The sequence below is a fragment of the Sulfurisoma sediminicola genome (assembly GCF_003865015.1).
GTDB lineage: Bacteria > Pseudomonadota > Gammaproteobacteria > Burkholderiales > Rhodocyclaceae > Sulfurisoma > Sulfurisoma sediminicola.
In genome coordinates this window covers 86,252-100,741 of record NZ_BHVV01000006.1, presented here as the reverse complement: position 1 = coordinate 100,741, position 14,490 = coordinate 86,252, and the positions used below count along the sequence as shown (strand labels likewise).

Annotated in this window: 21 protein-coding genes; 17 read left to right on the top strand and 4 right to left on the bottom strand. The window is 64.3% G+C overall.

Features of this window, described 5'->3' with window-relative positions; all coding sequences use genetic code 11:
• Nucleotides 1–79: 79 nt before the first annotated feature.
• The 14 genes from EJE94_RS09345 to EJE94_RS14965 all read left to right on the top strand — a co-directional run bounded on the left by EJE94_RS09345 (nucleotide 80) and on the right by EJE94_RS14965 (nucleotide 10,229).
• Nucleotides 80–793, top strand: a complete 714-nt coding sequence (locus EJE94_RS09345; protein WP_121240876.1) for a zf-TFIIB domain-containing protein — start codon at nucleotides 80–82, stop codon at nucleotides 791–793.
• Complete coding sequence (locus EJE94_RS09340; RefSeq protein WP_121240874.1) at nucleotides 793–2,670, top strand: peptidase U32 family protein; 1,878 nt, start codon at nucleotides 793–795, stop codon at nucleotides 2,668–2,670. The genes EJE94_RS09345 and EJE94_RS09340 overlap by 1 nt, the downstream gene beginning before the upstream one ends.
• 164 nt (nucleotides 2,671–2,834) lie before the next feature.
• Nucleotides 2,835–3,113 (top strand): hypothetical protein, encoded by a 279-nt coding sequence (locus EJE94_RS09335; protein ID WP_121240872.1) that lies wholly within the window; start codon nucleotides 2,835–2,837, stop codon nucleotides 3,111–3,113.
• A gap of 129 nt (nucleotides 3,114–3,242) precedes the next feature.
• Entirely contained in the window at nucleotides 3,243–3,719 is a 477-nt protein-coding gene (locus EJE94_RS09330) for a hypothetical protein (RefSeq protein WP_124962438.1), read from the top strand.
• A gap of 94 nt (nucleotides 3,720–3,813) precedes the next feature.
• Entirely contained in the window at nucleotides 3,814–4,431 is a 618-nt protein-coding gene (locus EJE94_RS09325; RefSeq protein ID WP_124962437.1) for an SIR2 family protein, read from the top strand.
• A 78-nt stretch (nucleotides 4,432–4,509) separates the two neighbouring features.
• Nucleotides 4,510–4,764 (top strand): hypothetical protein, encoded by a 255-nt coding sequence (locus tag EJE94_RS09320; protein WP_121240868.1) that lies wholly within the window; start codon nucleotides 4,510–4,512, stop codon nucleotides 4,762–4,764.
• A gap of 337 nt (nucleotides 4,765–5,101) precedes the next feature.
• A complete protein-coding gene (locus EJE94_RS09315) occupies nucleotides 5,102–5,395 on the top strand; it encodes a toxin (protein WP_121240866.1) in 294 nt (97 codons plus the stop codon).
• Nucleotides 5,382–5,705 (top strand): hypothetical protein, encoded by a 324-nt coding sequence (locus EJE94_RS09310; RefSeq protein WP_121240864.1) that lies wholly within the window; start codon nucleotides 5,382–5,384, stop codon nucleotides 5,703–5,705. The genes EJE94_RS09315 and EJE94_RS09310 overlap by 14 nt, the downstream gene beginning before the upstream one ends.
• Before the next feature lie 18 nt (nucleotides 5,706–5,723).
• The gene (locus EJE94_RS09305; RefSeq protein ID WP_121240863.1) at nucleotides 5,724–6,371 is read left to right on the top strand and encodes a dihydrofolate reductase family protein; all 648 of its coding nucleotides are present in this window, start codon (nucleotides 5,724–5,726) and stop codon (nucleotides 6,369–6,371) included.
• A gap of 134 nt (nucleotides 6,372–6,505) precedes the next feature.
• A complete protein-coding gene (locus EJE94_RS09300; protein WP_124962436.1) occupies nucleotides 6,506–6,955 on the top strand; it encodes a hypothetical protein in 450 nt (149 codons plus the stop codon).
• A 53-nt stretch (nucleotides 6,956–7,008) separates the two neighbouring features.
• Nucleotides 7,009–8,151 carry a hypothetical protein gene (locus EJE94_RS09295; protein ID WP_124962435.1) on the top strand — a complete coding sequence of 381 codons (1,143 nt, stop codon included), beginning with the start codon at nucleotides 7,009–7,011 and terminating at the stop codon, nucleotides 8,149–8,151.
• 167 nt (nucleotides 8,152–8,318) lie between these two features.
• On the top strand, nucleotides 8,319–8,522 hold the full coding sequence (locus EJE94_RS09290) for a 2-hydroxymuconate tautomerase family protein (RefSeq protein ID WP_121240857.1): 204 nt from the start codon (nucleotides 8,319–8,321) through the stop codon (nucleotides 8,520–8,522).
• Nucleotides 8,523–8,564: 42 nt separating this feature from the next.
• A complete protein-coding gene (locus EJE94_RS09285) occupies nucleotides 8,565–8,906 on the top strand; it encodes a hypothetical protein (RefSeq protein WP_124962434.1) in 342 nt (113 codons plus the stop codon).
• Nucleotides 8,907–8,936: 30 nt separating this feature from the next.
• Nucleotides 8,937–10,229 (top strand): M23 family metallopeptidase, encoded by a 1,293-nt coding sequence (locus EJE94_RS14965; RefSeq protein WP_207855869.1) that lies wholly within the window; start codon nucleotides 8,937–8,939, stop codon nucleotides 10,227–10,229.
• A 31-nt stretch (nucleotides 10,230–10,260) separates the two neighbouring features.
• On the opposite strand, the gene EJE94_RS09275 is transcribed toward EJE94_RS14965, so the two are convergent.
• Nucleotides 10,261–10,461: a SlyX family protein gene (locus EJE94_RS09275; protein WP_121240851.1), complete on the bottom strand. Its 201-nt coding sequence runs from the start codon at nucleotides 10,459–10,461 to the stop codon at nucleotides 10,261–10,263.
• A 52-nt stretch (nucleotides 10,462–10,513) separates the two neighbouring features.
• Here EJE94_RS09275 and EJE94_RS09270 point away from each other — a divergent pair, with 52 nt between their 5' ends.
• From EJE94_RS09270 to EJE94_RS09260, 3 genes are read left to right on the top strand one after another with little or no spacing between them, the layout of a single operon-like run.
• Nucleotides 10,514–11,536, top strand: coding sequence for a class I SAM-dependent rRNA methyltransferase (locus EJE94_RS09270; protein ID WP_121240849.1), 1,023 nt, complete (start codon nucleotides 10,514–10,516; stop codon nucleotides 11,534–11,536).
• A gap of 60 nt (nucleotides 11,537–11,596) precedes the next feature.
• On the top strand, nucleotides 11,597–12,241 hold the full coding sequence (locus EJE94_RS09265; protein ID WP_121240847.1) for a hypothetical protein: 645 nt from the start codon (nucleotides 11,597–11,599) through the stop codon (nucleotides 12,239–12,241).
• Between the two features lie 46 nt (nucleotides 12,242–12,287).
• Nucleotides 12,288–12,611 carry a potassium channel family protein gene (locus EJE94_RS09260; RefSeq protein ID WP_207855867.1) on the top strand — a complete coding sequence of 108 codons (324 nt, stop codon included), beginning with the start codon at nucleotides 12,288–12,290 and terminating at the stop codon, nucleotides 12,609–12,611.
• Nucleotides 12,612–12,613: 2 nt separating this feature from the next.
• On the opposite strand, the gene ylqF is transcribed toward EJE94_RS09260, so the two are convergent.
• The 3 genes from ylqF to EJE94_RS09245 all read right to left on the bottom strand — a co-directional run bounded on the left by ylqF (nucleotide 12,614) and on the right by EJE94_RS09245 (nucleotide 14,486).
• Nucleotides 12,614–13,522 carry a ribosome biogenesis GTPase YlqF gene (ylqF, locus tag EJE94_RS09255; protein ID WP_121240844.1) on the bottom strand — a complete coding sequence of 303 codons (909 nt, stop codon included), beginning with the start codon at nucleotides 13,520–13,522 and terminating at the stop codon, nucleotides 12,614–12,616.
• 62 nt (nucleotides 13,523–13,584) lie between these two features.
• Nucleotides 13,585–14,229 (bottom strand): hypothetical protein, encoded by a 645-nt coding sequence (locus EJE94_RS09250; protein ID WP_121240842.1) that lies wholly within the window; start codon nucleotides 14,227–14,229, stop codon nucleotides 13,585–13,587.
• 41 nt (nucleotides 14,230–14,270) lie between these two features.
• A complete protein-coding gene (locus EJE94_RS09245; RefSeq protein ID WP_121242194.1) occupies nucleotides 14,271–14,486 on the bottom strand; it encodes an RNA-binding S4 domain-containing protein in 216 nt (71 codons plus the stop codon).
• Nucleotides 14,487–14,490: the final 4 nt, after the last annotated feature.

The window sequence follows — 14,490 nt, the reverse complement described above, 5'->3', positions numbered from 1 at the left end:
ATTCGCAGTCCCGCCGGGGCGACGCAATCATCTTAGCACCGGCGCTGGACTACAATTGCCGCCCTGTCCCTGCCCCACCATGAGCGAAACCCACTGCCCCTCCTGTCGCGCCGCGATGACGCCACTGAACCTGCCCGGCAAGCTGCTCGGCACGGTCGAGCTCGACCTCTGTTTTTCGTGCCAGGGCATCTGGCTCGACCAGTGGGAAAGCGAACAGATCGCGCCGGGCGGCATCGTCGAGCTGTTCAAGCTGATCCACGAGCACCGCGACGACCTGCGCATGCCGCTGGCCGAGCCGCTGCGCTGCCCGCGCTGCAACGAGAAACTGCTGGCCGGCCTCGACGTCGCCAAGAGCGGCAGATTCACCTACCACCGCTGCCTGCAGAACCACGGCCGCTTCACGGTGTTCGCCCAGTTCATGATCGAGAAGGGCTTCGTGCGGCAACTGAGCCCGCTCGAAATCGCGGAGCTCGCGGCGCGCATCCAGACCGTGCGCTGCACCGGCTGCGGCGCGCCGGTCGACATCCGCAAGGACGCCGCCTGCACCCACTGCCGCGCGCCCATCGCCATCCTCGATCCCGAAGCCGTGCAGCAGGCGCTCGCCACCTATCACCAGGCCGAGGTCAAGCGCACGCATCTCGATCCCAACGCACTGGCCGAGGCGGTGCTGGCGACCGAGAAGCAGAAGAGCCAGCGCCAGGCGACCAACGTGCTCAACCGCCCCGTAGAAGAGTCCGTCGGCGACCTGGTGACTTCGGGCGTCGAGATCGTCTGGAACCTGTTCAAACGCTGATGCGCGACAACAGGCTCGAACTCCTCGCCCCGGCCAAGAGCGCCGCCTTCGGCATCGCCGCCATCGACCACGGCGCCGACGCCGTCTACATCGGCGGGCCGGCCTTCGGCGCGCGCGCCTCGGCCGGCAACACCGTGGCCGACATCGAGCGCCTCGCCGCCCATGCCCACCGCTACCATGCGCAGGTCTTCGTCGCCATCAACACCATCCTCAAGGACGACGAACTCGAGGATGCGCGCCGCCTCGCCTGGCAGGTATACGAGGCGGGCGCCGACGCGCTGATCGTGCAGGACATGGGCCTGCTCGAACTCGACCTGCCGCCGATCCAGCTCCACGCCAGCACCCAGACCGACAACCGCACGCCGGAGAAAGTGAAGTTCCTCGAGGACGTCGGCTTCTCGCAGATCGTGCTGGCGCGCGAACTCTCGCTCGACGAGATCCGAAAAGTCGGCGCTGCCACCACGGCGACGCTGGAGTTCTTCATCCACGGCGCGCTGTGCGTGGCCTTCAGCGGGCAGTGCTACATCAGCCACGCCCACACCGGCCGCAGCGCCAACCGCGGCGAATGCTCGCAGGCCTGCCGCCTGCCCTACACCCTGACCGACCCCAGCGGCCGCATCGTCGCCCACGAGAAGCACCTGCTGTCGATGAAAGACAACGACCAGAGCGCCAACCTGCGCGCCCTGGCCGACGCCGGCATCCGCTCGTTCAAGATCGAGGGCCGGCTCAAGGACCTCAGCTACGTCAAGAACATCACCGCCCACTACCGCCAGCTGCTCGACGGCATCATCGAGCATCCGGACAGCCGGGCGCGGTACGCCCGGGCTTCGTCCGGCCGTTGCAGCTACACCTTCACGCCGCGGCCCGAGAAGACCTTCAACCGCGGCGCCACCGACTACTTCGTCAACGAGCGCAAGGCCGACATCGGCGCCTTCGACACGCCCAAGTTCGCCGGCGAGGAAATCGGCACCGTCACCGCCGTCGGCCCGGACTGGTGCGACATCGAGGCCACGACACAGCTCGCCAACGGCGACGGCGTGAGCTTCTTCGACGACCACGAAGAGCTGGTCGGCATGCGTATCAACCGCGCCGAGGGCAAGCGCCTCTACCCCAACGCGATGCCCGAGGAACTGGCCGTCGGCAAGACGCTCTACCGCAACCGCGACCAGGAATTCGAGCGCGCGCTCGAGAAGAAATCCGCCGAGCGCCGCATCGGCGTGCGCATGGAATTCGCCGAGACCGCCGACGGCTTCGCCCTGACGCTGACCGACGAGGACGGCATCGCCGCCACCGCCACCCTGCCCCACGCCAAGGAACCAGCCAAGGACGCCGGGCGCGCGCTGGCCACGCTGCGCGAAAGCCTGGGCAAGCTCGGCAACACCATCTACGCCACCGGCGAAATCGAGCTGGCGCTGGCGCAGCCCCGCTTCCTGCCCGCCTCCGCCATCAACGCCCTGCGCCGCGACGCCGTCGCCGCGCTCGAAACCGCACGGATCGCCGCCTACCGCCGGCCCGTGCGCACCATCGCCGTATCGCCGACGCCGACTTTTCCCGAGGCCGAACTCAGCTACCTCGGCAACGTCCTCAACACCAAGGCCCGCGCGTTCTACGCCCGGCACGGCGTGCGCGTGATCGAGGACGCCTACGAGGCCAACCAGGAAAAGGGCGCGGTGTCGTTGATGATCACCAAGCACTGCCTGCGATACAGCTACAACCTCTGCCCCAAGGAAGTGAAGGGCATCCGCCCCGACCCGATGACGCTGATCAACGGCAAGGAAAAGCTCACCCTGCGCTTCGACTGCAAGAAGTGCGAGATGCACGTGATCGGCAAGCTGAAGAAGCACCGCGCCATACCGATCACCGTCAAGGCCGCCTGAATCGCGCAGCACGCGGCCGTTGCCGCTGTCATGAAAGTTGGGTAAGCTTTCGTCATTGGACATCGGACAGCACGGCCATGCCCCCATCGCCACCACCGCCCCCCGCGACTACGGGCGCCGTCATCAAGAAGCTTTCCCCCGGCACCGCAGGCACCCGACGCCTGTTGGAGCGCTACGGCGCGGCATTGGTCTGCGTGCGCTACCGGGAGATCCGGACACCGGACGGCACACGCCGGCGCCTGACCACGGTCGAACTCGTGGTTGACGAACGCCCGGCAAAGCCCAGGGAAGCCTGGCTGCGAATCGCCTACGACGAAACCGAACTGCGCCGCGCCATCAGGCAGGCCGGCGGCGCCTGGGACAGCGCGCGCCACCTCTGGCGCGCCCCCGTTCGCGCGATCAAACAACTCCGTCTTGAAGATCGAGTCGTCGAAAACACCTAGATATGGAGATTTGCCGCATGACCAGATATCGACATTTCCCCATGGCCACCTATGGCAACCAATTCCCACATATGGATGTGTATTTCCATATTTGGAATTCTTTGATGACGTCTACATCACGTTAGGCATATGCATCTATTGCCGCGCCGTCTGCCGATTCTCTACCTCATAGTCATCAGTGTTTTCCTTGCAGGCTGTGAAAAATTTGCACTCGACCGTCGAATGGAAGAGCTGTGTAAGAAGGATGGCGGCGTCAAAGTCTACGAAACGGTAGTTTTGCCACCGGACATGTTTGATCAGTGGGGTGATCCATTTCCTGGATGGAGAGGGCGAAAAAACGACGAGCGCCTCGGCCCCGAATACCGGTACATCATGGACATTTCTGATCTGAAGAAAGGCGACGCATTCAAAGGGGAAGGGGAACTGCGTAGGTTCTCCATCCGAATCTATCGACGTTCTAACAGCAGACTGATGGGGGAGGCCATTTCGTATGGGCGGTCTGGTGGAGACTTCATCGCCTTTGCCCATCCGACCTCAAAAAGTTGCCCTGCGGACCAAAGCGAGAGTGATCTGATTAGAACAGTCTTTCTCAGGAAAGGTGCATAGCTATATGCCTAACCCGCCGCTCCAGAGGGACGCTCCGCCGGCAAGCCGGCTTCGCGCCCCTGAGCTTGCACGTTAGGCGTCTCAGGAGCCGTCTGTGTCACACATCGCACTTCTTGGCGCTGGATTCAGTAGAAACTGGGGTGGGTGGTTGGCTGCGGAAGTCCTGGGGGAACTGCTGAGTCGCGTTGCGAACGACAGGGAAACCTACTCGCGACTTCGAAACAGCGGCAACTTTGAGGACACCCTCGCAGAGTTTCAAGCCGAAGCTCGGACTCGCGCATCTGCCGAGGCCACTGCGCGCCTAGCGGCGTTCGAGCAGGCCGTCATGGCAACGTTCACGGACATGAATCAAGTGTTTGCGGCGTTTCCTGGCTGGGGGCTGTCCAACGACGCTCGCGACTCAATTGACGCCTTTTTGTCCCGCTTCGATGCAATCTTCACCCTCAACCAAGATCTGCTTCTTGAGCTCCACTACCGCAACGAACTGGTTGGCGGCAAGCGGCGCTGGGTGGGTCCGGCCTACCCGGGCATGGCTCCGCCACCAAACTGGCAGGCTGCTCAGCCAGCTGAGCGAATCGCACTCCCTTGGCAGCCTGCCGGCGAAGTACGGCTTGAAGACCACTTTCAACCAATCTTCAAGCTCCACGGCTCCGCGAACTGGCGGGACCCCGCAGGCAATCACCTCATGGTGATGGGTGGGGCAAAGCTGTAGGCCATCGATCGGCACCCTCTTCTTCGGCGCTACCTGGAGCTCTTTGCTCAGTACCTCAACGCTGGCGACACGAAAGTCATGGTCATTGGATATGGGTTCCAAGACAACCACATAAACGACCTACTGGTTCAGGCTGGTGCGCAGCGCGGCATGCGGATGCATCTCGTGAATCCCGCTGGCCTTGACGTGCTGCGCCGCTACCCCACCCATGCGATTCAGGGACCGAATCCCCTGGACGACATACCCCTGATCGGTGTGACCGTGCGTAGCCTGCGCGAGGCATTTTCCGGCGACAAACTATCTCAACGTAGCCTTCTCCGCTTCTTCGAGTGACGCGGGAGACGCCTAACCCTTCGCTGGAGCGGGACCTCCACCGGCATGGCGCTTGGCCCGCGAAGCGCTCGCTGTCATCATCCGCTTCGCGGGCCAAGCGCCATAACGGCATCGGCCCCTCAGCTCAAACGTTGAAGCTGTAGAAAAACCCCTTTTCACGTGCCGCGAGGCACAAAAAAATGGCGGGGATTTCACCGCGCCATTTTCATTCCATCGTCGGAATTACCGGATCGCCGTCTCGCCAGAGCCGACTTTTTCTACAGCGTCGTTAGACATCTTGAAACGGCGCCCGCTGCAGCGTGGTGACAAAAGGCACACACTTGCGTAATATTCCCACATGAAACCGTTTCGCTGGGCGCCAGAGAAGAACGAGACCATCAAAGCCGAGCGGGGCATTTCGTTCGAGAGCATTGTTGTCTCGATCGAGGCTGGCGGCCTGCTGGACATCCTGGCTCACCCGAACCAGGCGAAATACCCCAAGCAGCGCGTTCTCGTTGTCGCGTGTGACAACTACGCGTACTTGGTGCCGTTTGTCGAAGAGGATGAGTATTTCTTCCTCAAGACAGCAATTCCGAGCCGCAAGGCGACGAGGGACTATTTGAATCAAGGTGAAACAGATGCCGAAAATTGACTCCTACGAACTTGAAGTCCTGACTGCTTTTGATAAGGGCCAACTGAAGTCCGTTGCGACCAAGGCTGAGCTTGCGAAGTTCAAGGCAGCGGCGCGCGCCACCGCGATCAAGGACCGCCGCGTCAACATCCGCCTGTCCTCTGGCGATCTGAGCGACATTCAAGTCAAGGCGCTTGAAGAAGGCGTGCCATATCAAACCCTCATCGCGAGCGTGCTCCACAAGTACGTTACCGGCCGCTTGGCCGAACCGCGAACCGCCAAGCAATCTCCCAAGCCTTCACCGAAGCGCCGTACTGCACGAAGCAACTGACGACTTTCCTTGACATCGATGTCCAAGCTTCGCGTAGAGAGTTTCACCATTTCACTAGACGGTTTCGGCGCTGGCCCAGACCAGGACATGGACAATCCACTGGGCGTTGGCGGCACTTCGCTTCATGGCTGGGCGCTCCCCACGCGAACCTTTCAGCAAAAGCTGTTTGGTAGCGATAGCGGGGAAACGGGCGTCGACGATGAGTTTGCCGCTCGAGGTTTCCAGAACATCGGCGCATGGATCCTCGGCAGAAATATGTTCGGGCCTGTTCGTGGTCCATGGCCGGACGAGAGCTGGCGGGGTTGGTGGGGCGAGAACCCTGTGTATCACGTGCCGGTATTCGTGCTGACCAACCACGAGCGCGCACCGCTTGTCATGGAGGGGGGCACCACTTTCCACTTTGTGACGGGAGGCACTGCCGTCGCACTTGAACGCGCCCGGGAAGCCGCCGAAGGCAAAGATGTTCGCCTTGGTGGGGGAGTCAATGTCATCCAACAGTATCTTCGCCACCGTCTTATCGATGAGATGCACATAGCCATATCGCCAGTCCTGCTCGGCTCCGGTGAGCGACTCTTCGAAGGTGTAAATCTTCCTGCCTTGGGCTATGCCTGCGTCAAGCACGAAGCCTCGGCACGGGCCACCCATTTGATTCTGTCTCGGCAGTGACCACGGTGACGCCGAACCCGCTATTCAACCGGGCCTGCTACAGCCGGCTTCCGCAGGCCGCTTATCGGCAACGCTGGGCAAAACCAGGAAGTCGCCGCAGGCAAATGGCCGGATGAAATATGTGGAACACATCCTTGCTGTTGCTCCTCACGATTCTTGCCGGGGGCTGTGTTCATGCTCCCCAATCGCTGATCGCACTGAGCGACTCATCGACAGACGATCTTTCCCTGGTCGCACGGATAGCCGAAGACCGGGAACGTCCGATAGTGCTGCGTGGGCTTGATGGCGTTCCGCTCCAATCGTTGCGGGTGCCGAATGCCCTTGGCGAGTACGCCTACGTGGTGAATTCTGGACGCCACGTGTTGTGGCTAAAGAACATGCCGTATGCGCACCCGCTCATGCCTCAACGAATTCGCTGTTACAAGATGCAAGCCGACCTGGAAAAGGGCATGCGGTATCTCCTCAGGGAGGAGGCAGATACGAAGCGGGCTTTATTGTTGAAGAAAGAGACGGGCGAAACGGTATCGATCGGGGAGTTGGTGGATGAACCTCTGGTCTTCGTACGGGAGTGCAAGTGGCAGTAAGCTCCGGGCCGCCCGAAGTCGTGCGCAGCCCTCGACGCTGAAAGGAAGATCCGATGCCCGAGTACTTGAAATGGTTCAGAATCGACTGGCTCTGGTGTTGGATGATCAATCGCCTCCGACGCCTTTTCGGCAGGCCCCCCTCCGTGTCGTGTTGGTTAAGGGCACATCCGAACGTCGCCAACGCCATCAAATGGCAGGTGATGTTTCAGGTCTCGGCCTATGACATTCCCGAAACGGCCAAGCGGGCATGGCCGAACTGGTCGTCGCAGGAAAGGGCCCGGCTCGACACGGCGTTCGACGAGGCGTGGGAGTGGATGCAGGCGCAGTCCGGCACTTTTTCGGCCAGCGCGGAGGGCCTGCCCTACCCGCCGGTCAACGTCCGGGACACCACCAACGACAACGACTCCCCCTGGACCGGCGTCAGCGCTGCCTACGCCTGGGATCTTTTCACCCGGTGGATCGCGCTGGAACTCGTGGTGGAGATCGGCCACCATGTGCCGTGGTCCGTCACGGCCTACAACGACGAACAGCTCCAGGTGCTGTTCGACAGCGCTGCGATCATGTCGCGCTTGGTGGATGACAGCTTCACCGTCGCCACCGGGTCGCCGGGACATGGCAACTATGTCAAGCGCAAGGACAATCTCGGCGCATCGCTGATCGCGCCGCCCCGATACACCTATGCCTTCCTGGCCAATGGCCACATCATCGGCGCCTCCCGCATCGGGACCATCGGCAATCTCCTGCAATGGGTCCGCGACAACCTCGTCCACTATTACGGCGCCTTCACGTACCTGGAGACCGGGAACCACTGGCAGTACCGGGGCAACCCGCCGATCACCGGAATCATCGAGGGAACGATCAATCCCGCCATCGGGGCGGGCGGACAGTTCAATCACTGGACCGCCGGCTGCCATGGCACGACGGGATTCATCCGCAACGTCTTGAGAGCGGCAAACATCCCCGTGCATATCTCGACGGTGTGCGGCCACTCGCAGGCGTGCTTCATTACCGAAGGGGTTTACCTCGACCACGGCGACGACCCCTACAACAGCACTTTCAAGAGCACGGGGCAGCCGGCGGCCGCGCTGCTCATCGACCACAACACCTATGTCTCGTGGTTTGGTCCCGGCACCGACAATCGCAGCGATGGATGCGACAAGATCGGACATCAGGTCAATGTGCTGGCGGGGAACTGAGGCTTCGGACTCGGGTCGTATTGATGCGCATAGGCTGTGTTGCCCGACAATTCGCCCGACACGGACGCGAACCGGATCATCGACCGCGCGGATCCGTGCGAACATTCGGCCGGCGGCTTTGCCCTTTCGCTTCGCCCCTTCCCCTCCAACACCCCCTCGGAGAAGCCATGCCCTACGTGAACATCAGGATCACCAAGGAAGGAGCCACCCCGGAACAGAAGGCCCGCCTGATCCAGGGCGCGACCCAATTGCTGGTCGACGTGCTCGGGAAGAATCCCGCGACGACGGTCGTCGTCATCGACGAAGTCGACACCGACAACTGGGGCATCGCCGGCGAGTCGATAACGCTGCGGCGGGCACGCGGCGAATAGGACGCCCGAGCTTGAATGCTGAATGACCTGAAGGAGGCCCCAATGAAAATCGCTGCCGCCATCCTGCTTGCGCTGGCCGTCTTCTCTCCCGGCGCGAACGCCGATTGCGTGAAGGACCAATATGGCAAGGTGGTCTGCGGCAACGGCCAGTGCGAGACCGACTCGTACCGCAAGGTCTATTGCGCCAAGGTCGGTGGCGGGGCGGTCAAGGACAAGTACGGCAGCGTCAAGTGCGGAGTGGGCAACTGCGCGCGCGACTCCTATCTTGAGGTCTGGTGTTCCACCGAGCCGGGCGGGGGTGCGGCCGTCGACTTGTACGGAAAAGTGAAATGCCTCGGTGGTTGCACGGAAGGCTCGGCGGACCTCTGCGAAGAGGGGAAATAGCCGTCCGCCGCTCGCACGACAATGCACCCGATGGTCACCACCGCACAGGTTCCACAACCCCTTCGGCTCCTTGCCGCAGGCACGGTGGCCGGCATGCTCGGCTGGCTGGTCGCCCTCGCGGTCTCGGCCACGGCCCTGCCGGCATTCGCGTCGCCGGCTTCGCCGGCCGAGAAGGTGGGCATCCGCTATCTCGCGCAGGGAAAAAAGGTGATCCCCGTCTCCGTCCGCATCGGCGACTGGGAGATCACGGACATCAAGCTGCCCGACCTGGTGGCGACGAATGCGCAGGAGCCGCCGGTGACCGTCGAGCAGGTGGAGGTGGTCGTCAAGGCTGCGGGGGCCGAGGCGCTGCGCCTGACGATCTCGGGCAAGCCCCTTGCGGATGCGATCGTCGAGTTCGCCGACATCGTCAACAACCAGCAGCGGCCGCTGCCCGCCTTGCAGCTCGCCTACGGCAACATCGCGCTTCCCGAGGGCAAGGTATCGGATAACGGCACGCTGGCTGGCGGGCAGAGCCTCGTCCTGCCGCTCTCGAAGATCGCCTTCGTCCACCTTGTCGGCCACACGAAGGTGGATGAGCTGGAGATCAGGCTGACCGTCGCCACGGGCGGGGAGAGGACCGTGGCAGCGTTCCCCGTGGCGCTCACGCCCTACCAGGTGACGGGCAGGTACATGTTCCCGCTCAAGGGCGACGTGCAGATGGCCTTCCTGCCGCTGAGCTACATCCACCACCGCGCGGCGGCCTCGCAGGAGTTCGCCATGGACCTGGTGGGCGCCAACCAGAAGGACGCGGCGTCGTTCACCGATATATCGCGCCCCAATCCCATGGCGCTGACGGACTACGGCATCTGGGGCCGCGAGGTCCATGCCGTCGGCGACGGCCTCGTGGTGGAGACGGGCGACAGGTTTCCGGAGAAGCTGATGAGCGACCCGGTCAAGTTCAACCAGCCCGACTACGTCAGGGGCGTGCTCAAGGAGCTGATCCCGCAGATCGGCTGGACCAACGCCGTCGCCGGCAACTATGTGGTCATCGACCACTTCAACGGCGAGTTCAGCGTCTATTGCCATCTGCAGGAGGGCTCGATCCGGGTCCGCACCGGCGACAAGGCCAGGAAGGGCATGGTCATCGCCAGGGTCGGCAACACCGGCAACTCCAGCGCGCCCCATCTGCATTTCCAGCTGATGGACGGCCAGAGCTTCTTCACCGCCAATGGCCTGCCGATGATGTTCGGGAACGTGCCGGCGCGGGCGATGATCGTCGATTACCCCGTTACGGCCAACACGCTGAGCTTCAGCGACAGCATCTTCTACACGGTGCCGTGATCGGCCGTCTGCGGAGCGCAGCGGCCGGGAACTAGTAGTGCGGCGGAATCTCGTCGCGCAGGCTGCGGCTCTCGGCCGGCATCGACGCCAGCATCTGCTCGCGCAGGGCGCGCAGCTCCCGTTGCAGGCCCTCGATCTGCTGCTGTTGCCGGAAAACCGTGAGGTTGAGTTGCTCGAGCAGGTCCTCGGCGAAGCTCAATTTGACTTCGAGTTCGTTGATTCGCGCGTCCATTCCCGTGGGCTCAGGCACAATGTAGCCCGCACTTTACACCCCGCCCCGCGCCATGCCCGATACCGCCCCCCTTTCCGCCCTGCTGCAGGCCGCCCTGGCCGCCCGCAAACCGCTGCTCGAGCAGCTCCACGCCGAGAACACCGATGCCTACCGCCTCTTCCACGGCAGCGTCGAAGGCCTGCCCGGGCTGACCGTGGACCGCTACGGTGACTTGCTGCTGGTGCAGAGCTTCCATTCGCCGCTGGACGCCGACCGCCTGGCCGAGCTGGAGGCCTTCTACGCCGGCGCCCTGCCCGGCCTCGCGCTCGTGTACAACGACCGCAGCCGCGCCAATTCGCGCATCGGCAACAAGCTCGAGGGCGAGGCGCTGGCCGTCGCCATGCAGCCGCGCATCGCCCACGAGATGGGTGTGAGCTACCACGTCCAGGGGCGCCACGCCGGCCAGGACCCGTGGCTGTTCCTCGACCTGCGCGCGGCGCGCCGCCGCGTCATGCGCGAGGCCCCCGGCAAGACCCTGCTCAACCTCTTCGCCTATACCTGCGGCGTGGGCATCGCCGCCGCCAGGGCCGGCGCGACATTCGTCGTCAATGTGGACTTCGCCGAATCGAGCCTCGCCGTCGGCAAGGAAAACGCCCGTCTCAACGAGTTGCCGATCCGCCCGCGCTTCATCCACAGCGACGCCTTCGCCGCCATGCGCCAGCTCTCCGGCATCGGCCAGCCAAAAATGGTGCGCGGCAAGCGCATGCCCCCCTTCCCCAAGCTCGAGCCGCGTCAGTTCGACATCGTCTTCCTCGACCCGCCGCGCTATGCCAAGAGCGCCTTCGGCGTGGTCGACCTGGTGAGCGACTACCCGGCCCTGCTCAAGCCGGCGCTGCTGTGCACCGCCGAGGGCGGCACGCTGATCTGCACCAACAACGTCGCCGAGGTCGAGCGCGAACCGTGGCTCGATCAGCTGCAGCGCAGCGCCACTAAGGCGGGACGGACGATCCGCGAGGTCGAATGGATCCTGCCCGAGGCCGACTTCCCCAGCTCCGACGACAAGCCGCCGCTGAAGGTCGCGCTGCTTCGGGTCTGAACACCCGGCGCATGGATTTGAGCTAAGCTAGCCTTGTCCGACGCCCCAAAGGAAAACGCCATGTCCCGACCGTTTCGAAGCCTGCTGCCGGCAACCGCGGCCGCGTTCTCCCTGACGCTGACCCTGAGCCTGCCGGCCGCCGCGCTGGACGGCGCCAACACCAGCGCCCGCCTGAGCTGCAACGTCTCGGGCATGTATGCCGACGGCACGCGCATCGCCGGCAGCGGCAGCGAGGAACTCTCCATCGATATCCGCCGCGGCGCCTCGGGCAGCGCGACCAGCGACATCCGCGTCACCAGCAACGGCCGCACGCGCGAGGCTGCGCTGCTGCGCAGCACTTCCGAGCGCCTCGCCTTCGCCTACGCCAGCGACGCGCTGGTCGACGGCATGGGCCAGACACTGGCCATCACCTACGAGATCCGGCTGGACAGCCTGCGCCTCAAGCGCACCGTGATGGCGCTGTTCGCCGGCCAGGGCAGCACGCTGCAGTCGGCGGAAACGAACTGCGTTCTTGCCGGCTCGTCGCCGGCGGCCGCGGGCGCGGCACCCGCCGGCCCCGCGCCCGACTGGCTGGTCGAATTCCGCCGCAAGCTCAAGGAATGCGGCACCAAGGACCCGGTTTCCGAGGTCCTCTGCGTCGAGCGCATGAAGGCGCGCTACTGCACCAACAGCTCGATCCGCGTCCCCGAATGTGAAGGCAAGTAACGGCGCGGGCGAGGTTGCTCGGCGACATTGCGACAGGAGCCAGGGCATGGCGAATCAGATGCGGGTCCGCTTCCGGCTTGAGCTGTGGAACGGGCTCAAGGTCGTCTGGCCGATCCTGTCGGCCCTGCTCCTGATAATGGCCGCGCTCGGCATCCTCGTCGCCCGCCTCGACGGCTGGCCGCTCGGCGACGGCCTTTACTTCGCCTTCGTTTCCGGCCTCACCATCGGCTACGGCGATCTCGTGCCGAAGAGCCCGCTGGCGCGCACGCTGGCCATCGCCATCGGCTTCACCGGCATCCTGCTCACGGGCCTCGTCGCCGCGGTCGGCGTTCAGGCACTCAACGCGGCGTTGCGCGGCACGGAAAGCTGAGGCTATTCGTCCCCGCCCGGCGGTTCTTCACCGCCCGCAGTGCCACCTGACGCGGCCAGCATCGCCGCGCGGCTTTCCGGCGTCTCGAGGCTGATGCGGCCGAGCGCGCCGCTGCGATAGTCGGTGAGCAGGATCATCGCGGCCTTCTCCAGGTCGAGCTCGCCACCGCGGCCCTTGACGATGCAGCCGCGCTTCTTCGCCACGGTCTCCACCACGCCGACGGCATCGGCGCTTGCGACGTCGAATTTGTAACGCGCTGCCAACAGGGCCGGATAGCGCTCGAGCAGGATGCCGGCGAGGAAGACCGCGACCTCCTCGTCGATCACGGCGTTGCGGCCGATGGCATGGCTGGCGGCGAGCATGTAGCCGTCGGCGTCGTGCTCGATCTTCGGCCACATCAGGCCCGGCGTGTCGGTGATGGACAGGCTCGGGCTGAGATCGAAGCTCTGCTGGCTCTTGGTCACGGCCGGCTCGTCGCCGACGGCGGCGATGCGGCGCTTGAGCAGCGCGTTCATCAGCGTCGACTTGCCGACGTTGGGGATGCCCATGATCATCATGCGCAGCGGCTTGATGTTGTCGTTGCGGTGCGGCGCCAGCTGCTGGCACAGCGCCGGCACCTTCGCCGCGTCGCCGGGCTTCTTGCAGGAGATGGCGACGGCCTTGACACCGGGCTGGCGGTCGTAGAAGTCGAGCCAGGCCCTGGTCGCGACTGGATCGGCGAGGTCGGCCTTGTTGAGCAGCTTGAGGCAGGGCCGCTGGCGGAACTCGCGCAGCTCGCGGATCATCGGGTTGGCGCTGGCCTCGGGCAGGCGCGCGTCGAGCACCTCGATGACGACGTCGGTGCGCGCCATGGTCTCGGCCGCCTTCTTGCGGGCCGAGGTCATGTGGCCGGGGAACCATTGGATGGGCATGGTGCGGGCGGATTGCAGGATTACGTAAGGGCCGCCATTATGCCGCCGCCACGGCAAGCTACCTAGCGCAAGCGGCCCCGCCCGGTTTTGCCGGTGACGAAGGAGAAGAGGGGATCCAGCCAGAGCCGCAGGGATTCCTCGTCGGTGCGCAGGAACAGCGACCCGCCCTCGGGGGAACTCACGCTGCTCTCCTTGTAGAACACATGCTCCGGCATGCGGCCGTGACAGGACCCGGATTCCCTGTCCTGGGTGTCGACGATCGAGAGGAAGCGCCCCATCACCTTGGCGTAATCGATGGCGATCCCCGGATTGGCTGGGCAACCGCCGAGCAGGATGACATTTATCCTGCGATTGGCGATCACGCCGGAGGCGGCCAGGGCGGTCGCCGCGCCGAGGCCGTGGCCGACCACGGTGATGTTCTCCGCGAACTCGCCCGCCGCGATCAGGCCGAGAACCTGATCGGCCGTCGCCGCCAGCTTCCGCTGCAGCCCGGATTCGCTGTCGCCGACGTCGGCGGTCTTCAGGTCGAAGGACACGGTGAAGCCGGATCGCCTGAGCTCCTCGACCACGGCCGCGTAGGCCGCCGCCTTGGGATCGCTCGCATCCCGAATGCAGCAGCCGTGCAGATAGAGCAGATGCGTCTCCGCACGGGCGGCGCCGAGCGACGCGAACGTCACGGCGGCGATCATCACGATCCTTGCGAACATGGCTGCCTCCCCTTTCGAATGCGCCCGGGCAGAACGATACATCAGCCGACGACGCGGATCTCGTCGGCGCCGACCGTGACCACCTGCCCGACCCTGATCTTGCGCGTCTTGCGCGTCTCGACCTCGCCGTCGACCATGACCTCGCCGGCCGCCACCATGGCCTTGGCCGCGCCGCCCGAGGGCGCCAGCGCCAGCAGCTTGAGCAGGATGTTGAGTTCGATGTACTCGCCTTCGAGGCGAAAGTCATGCTGGGCCATGCGA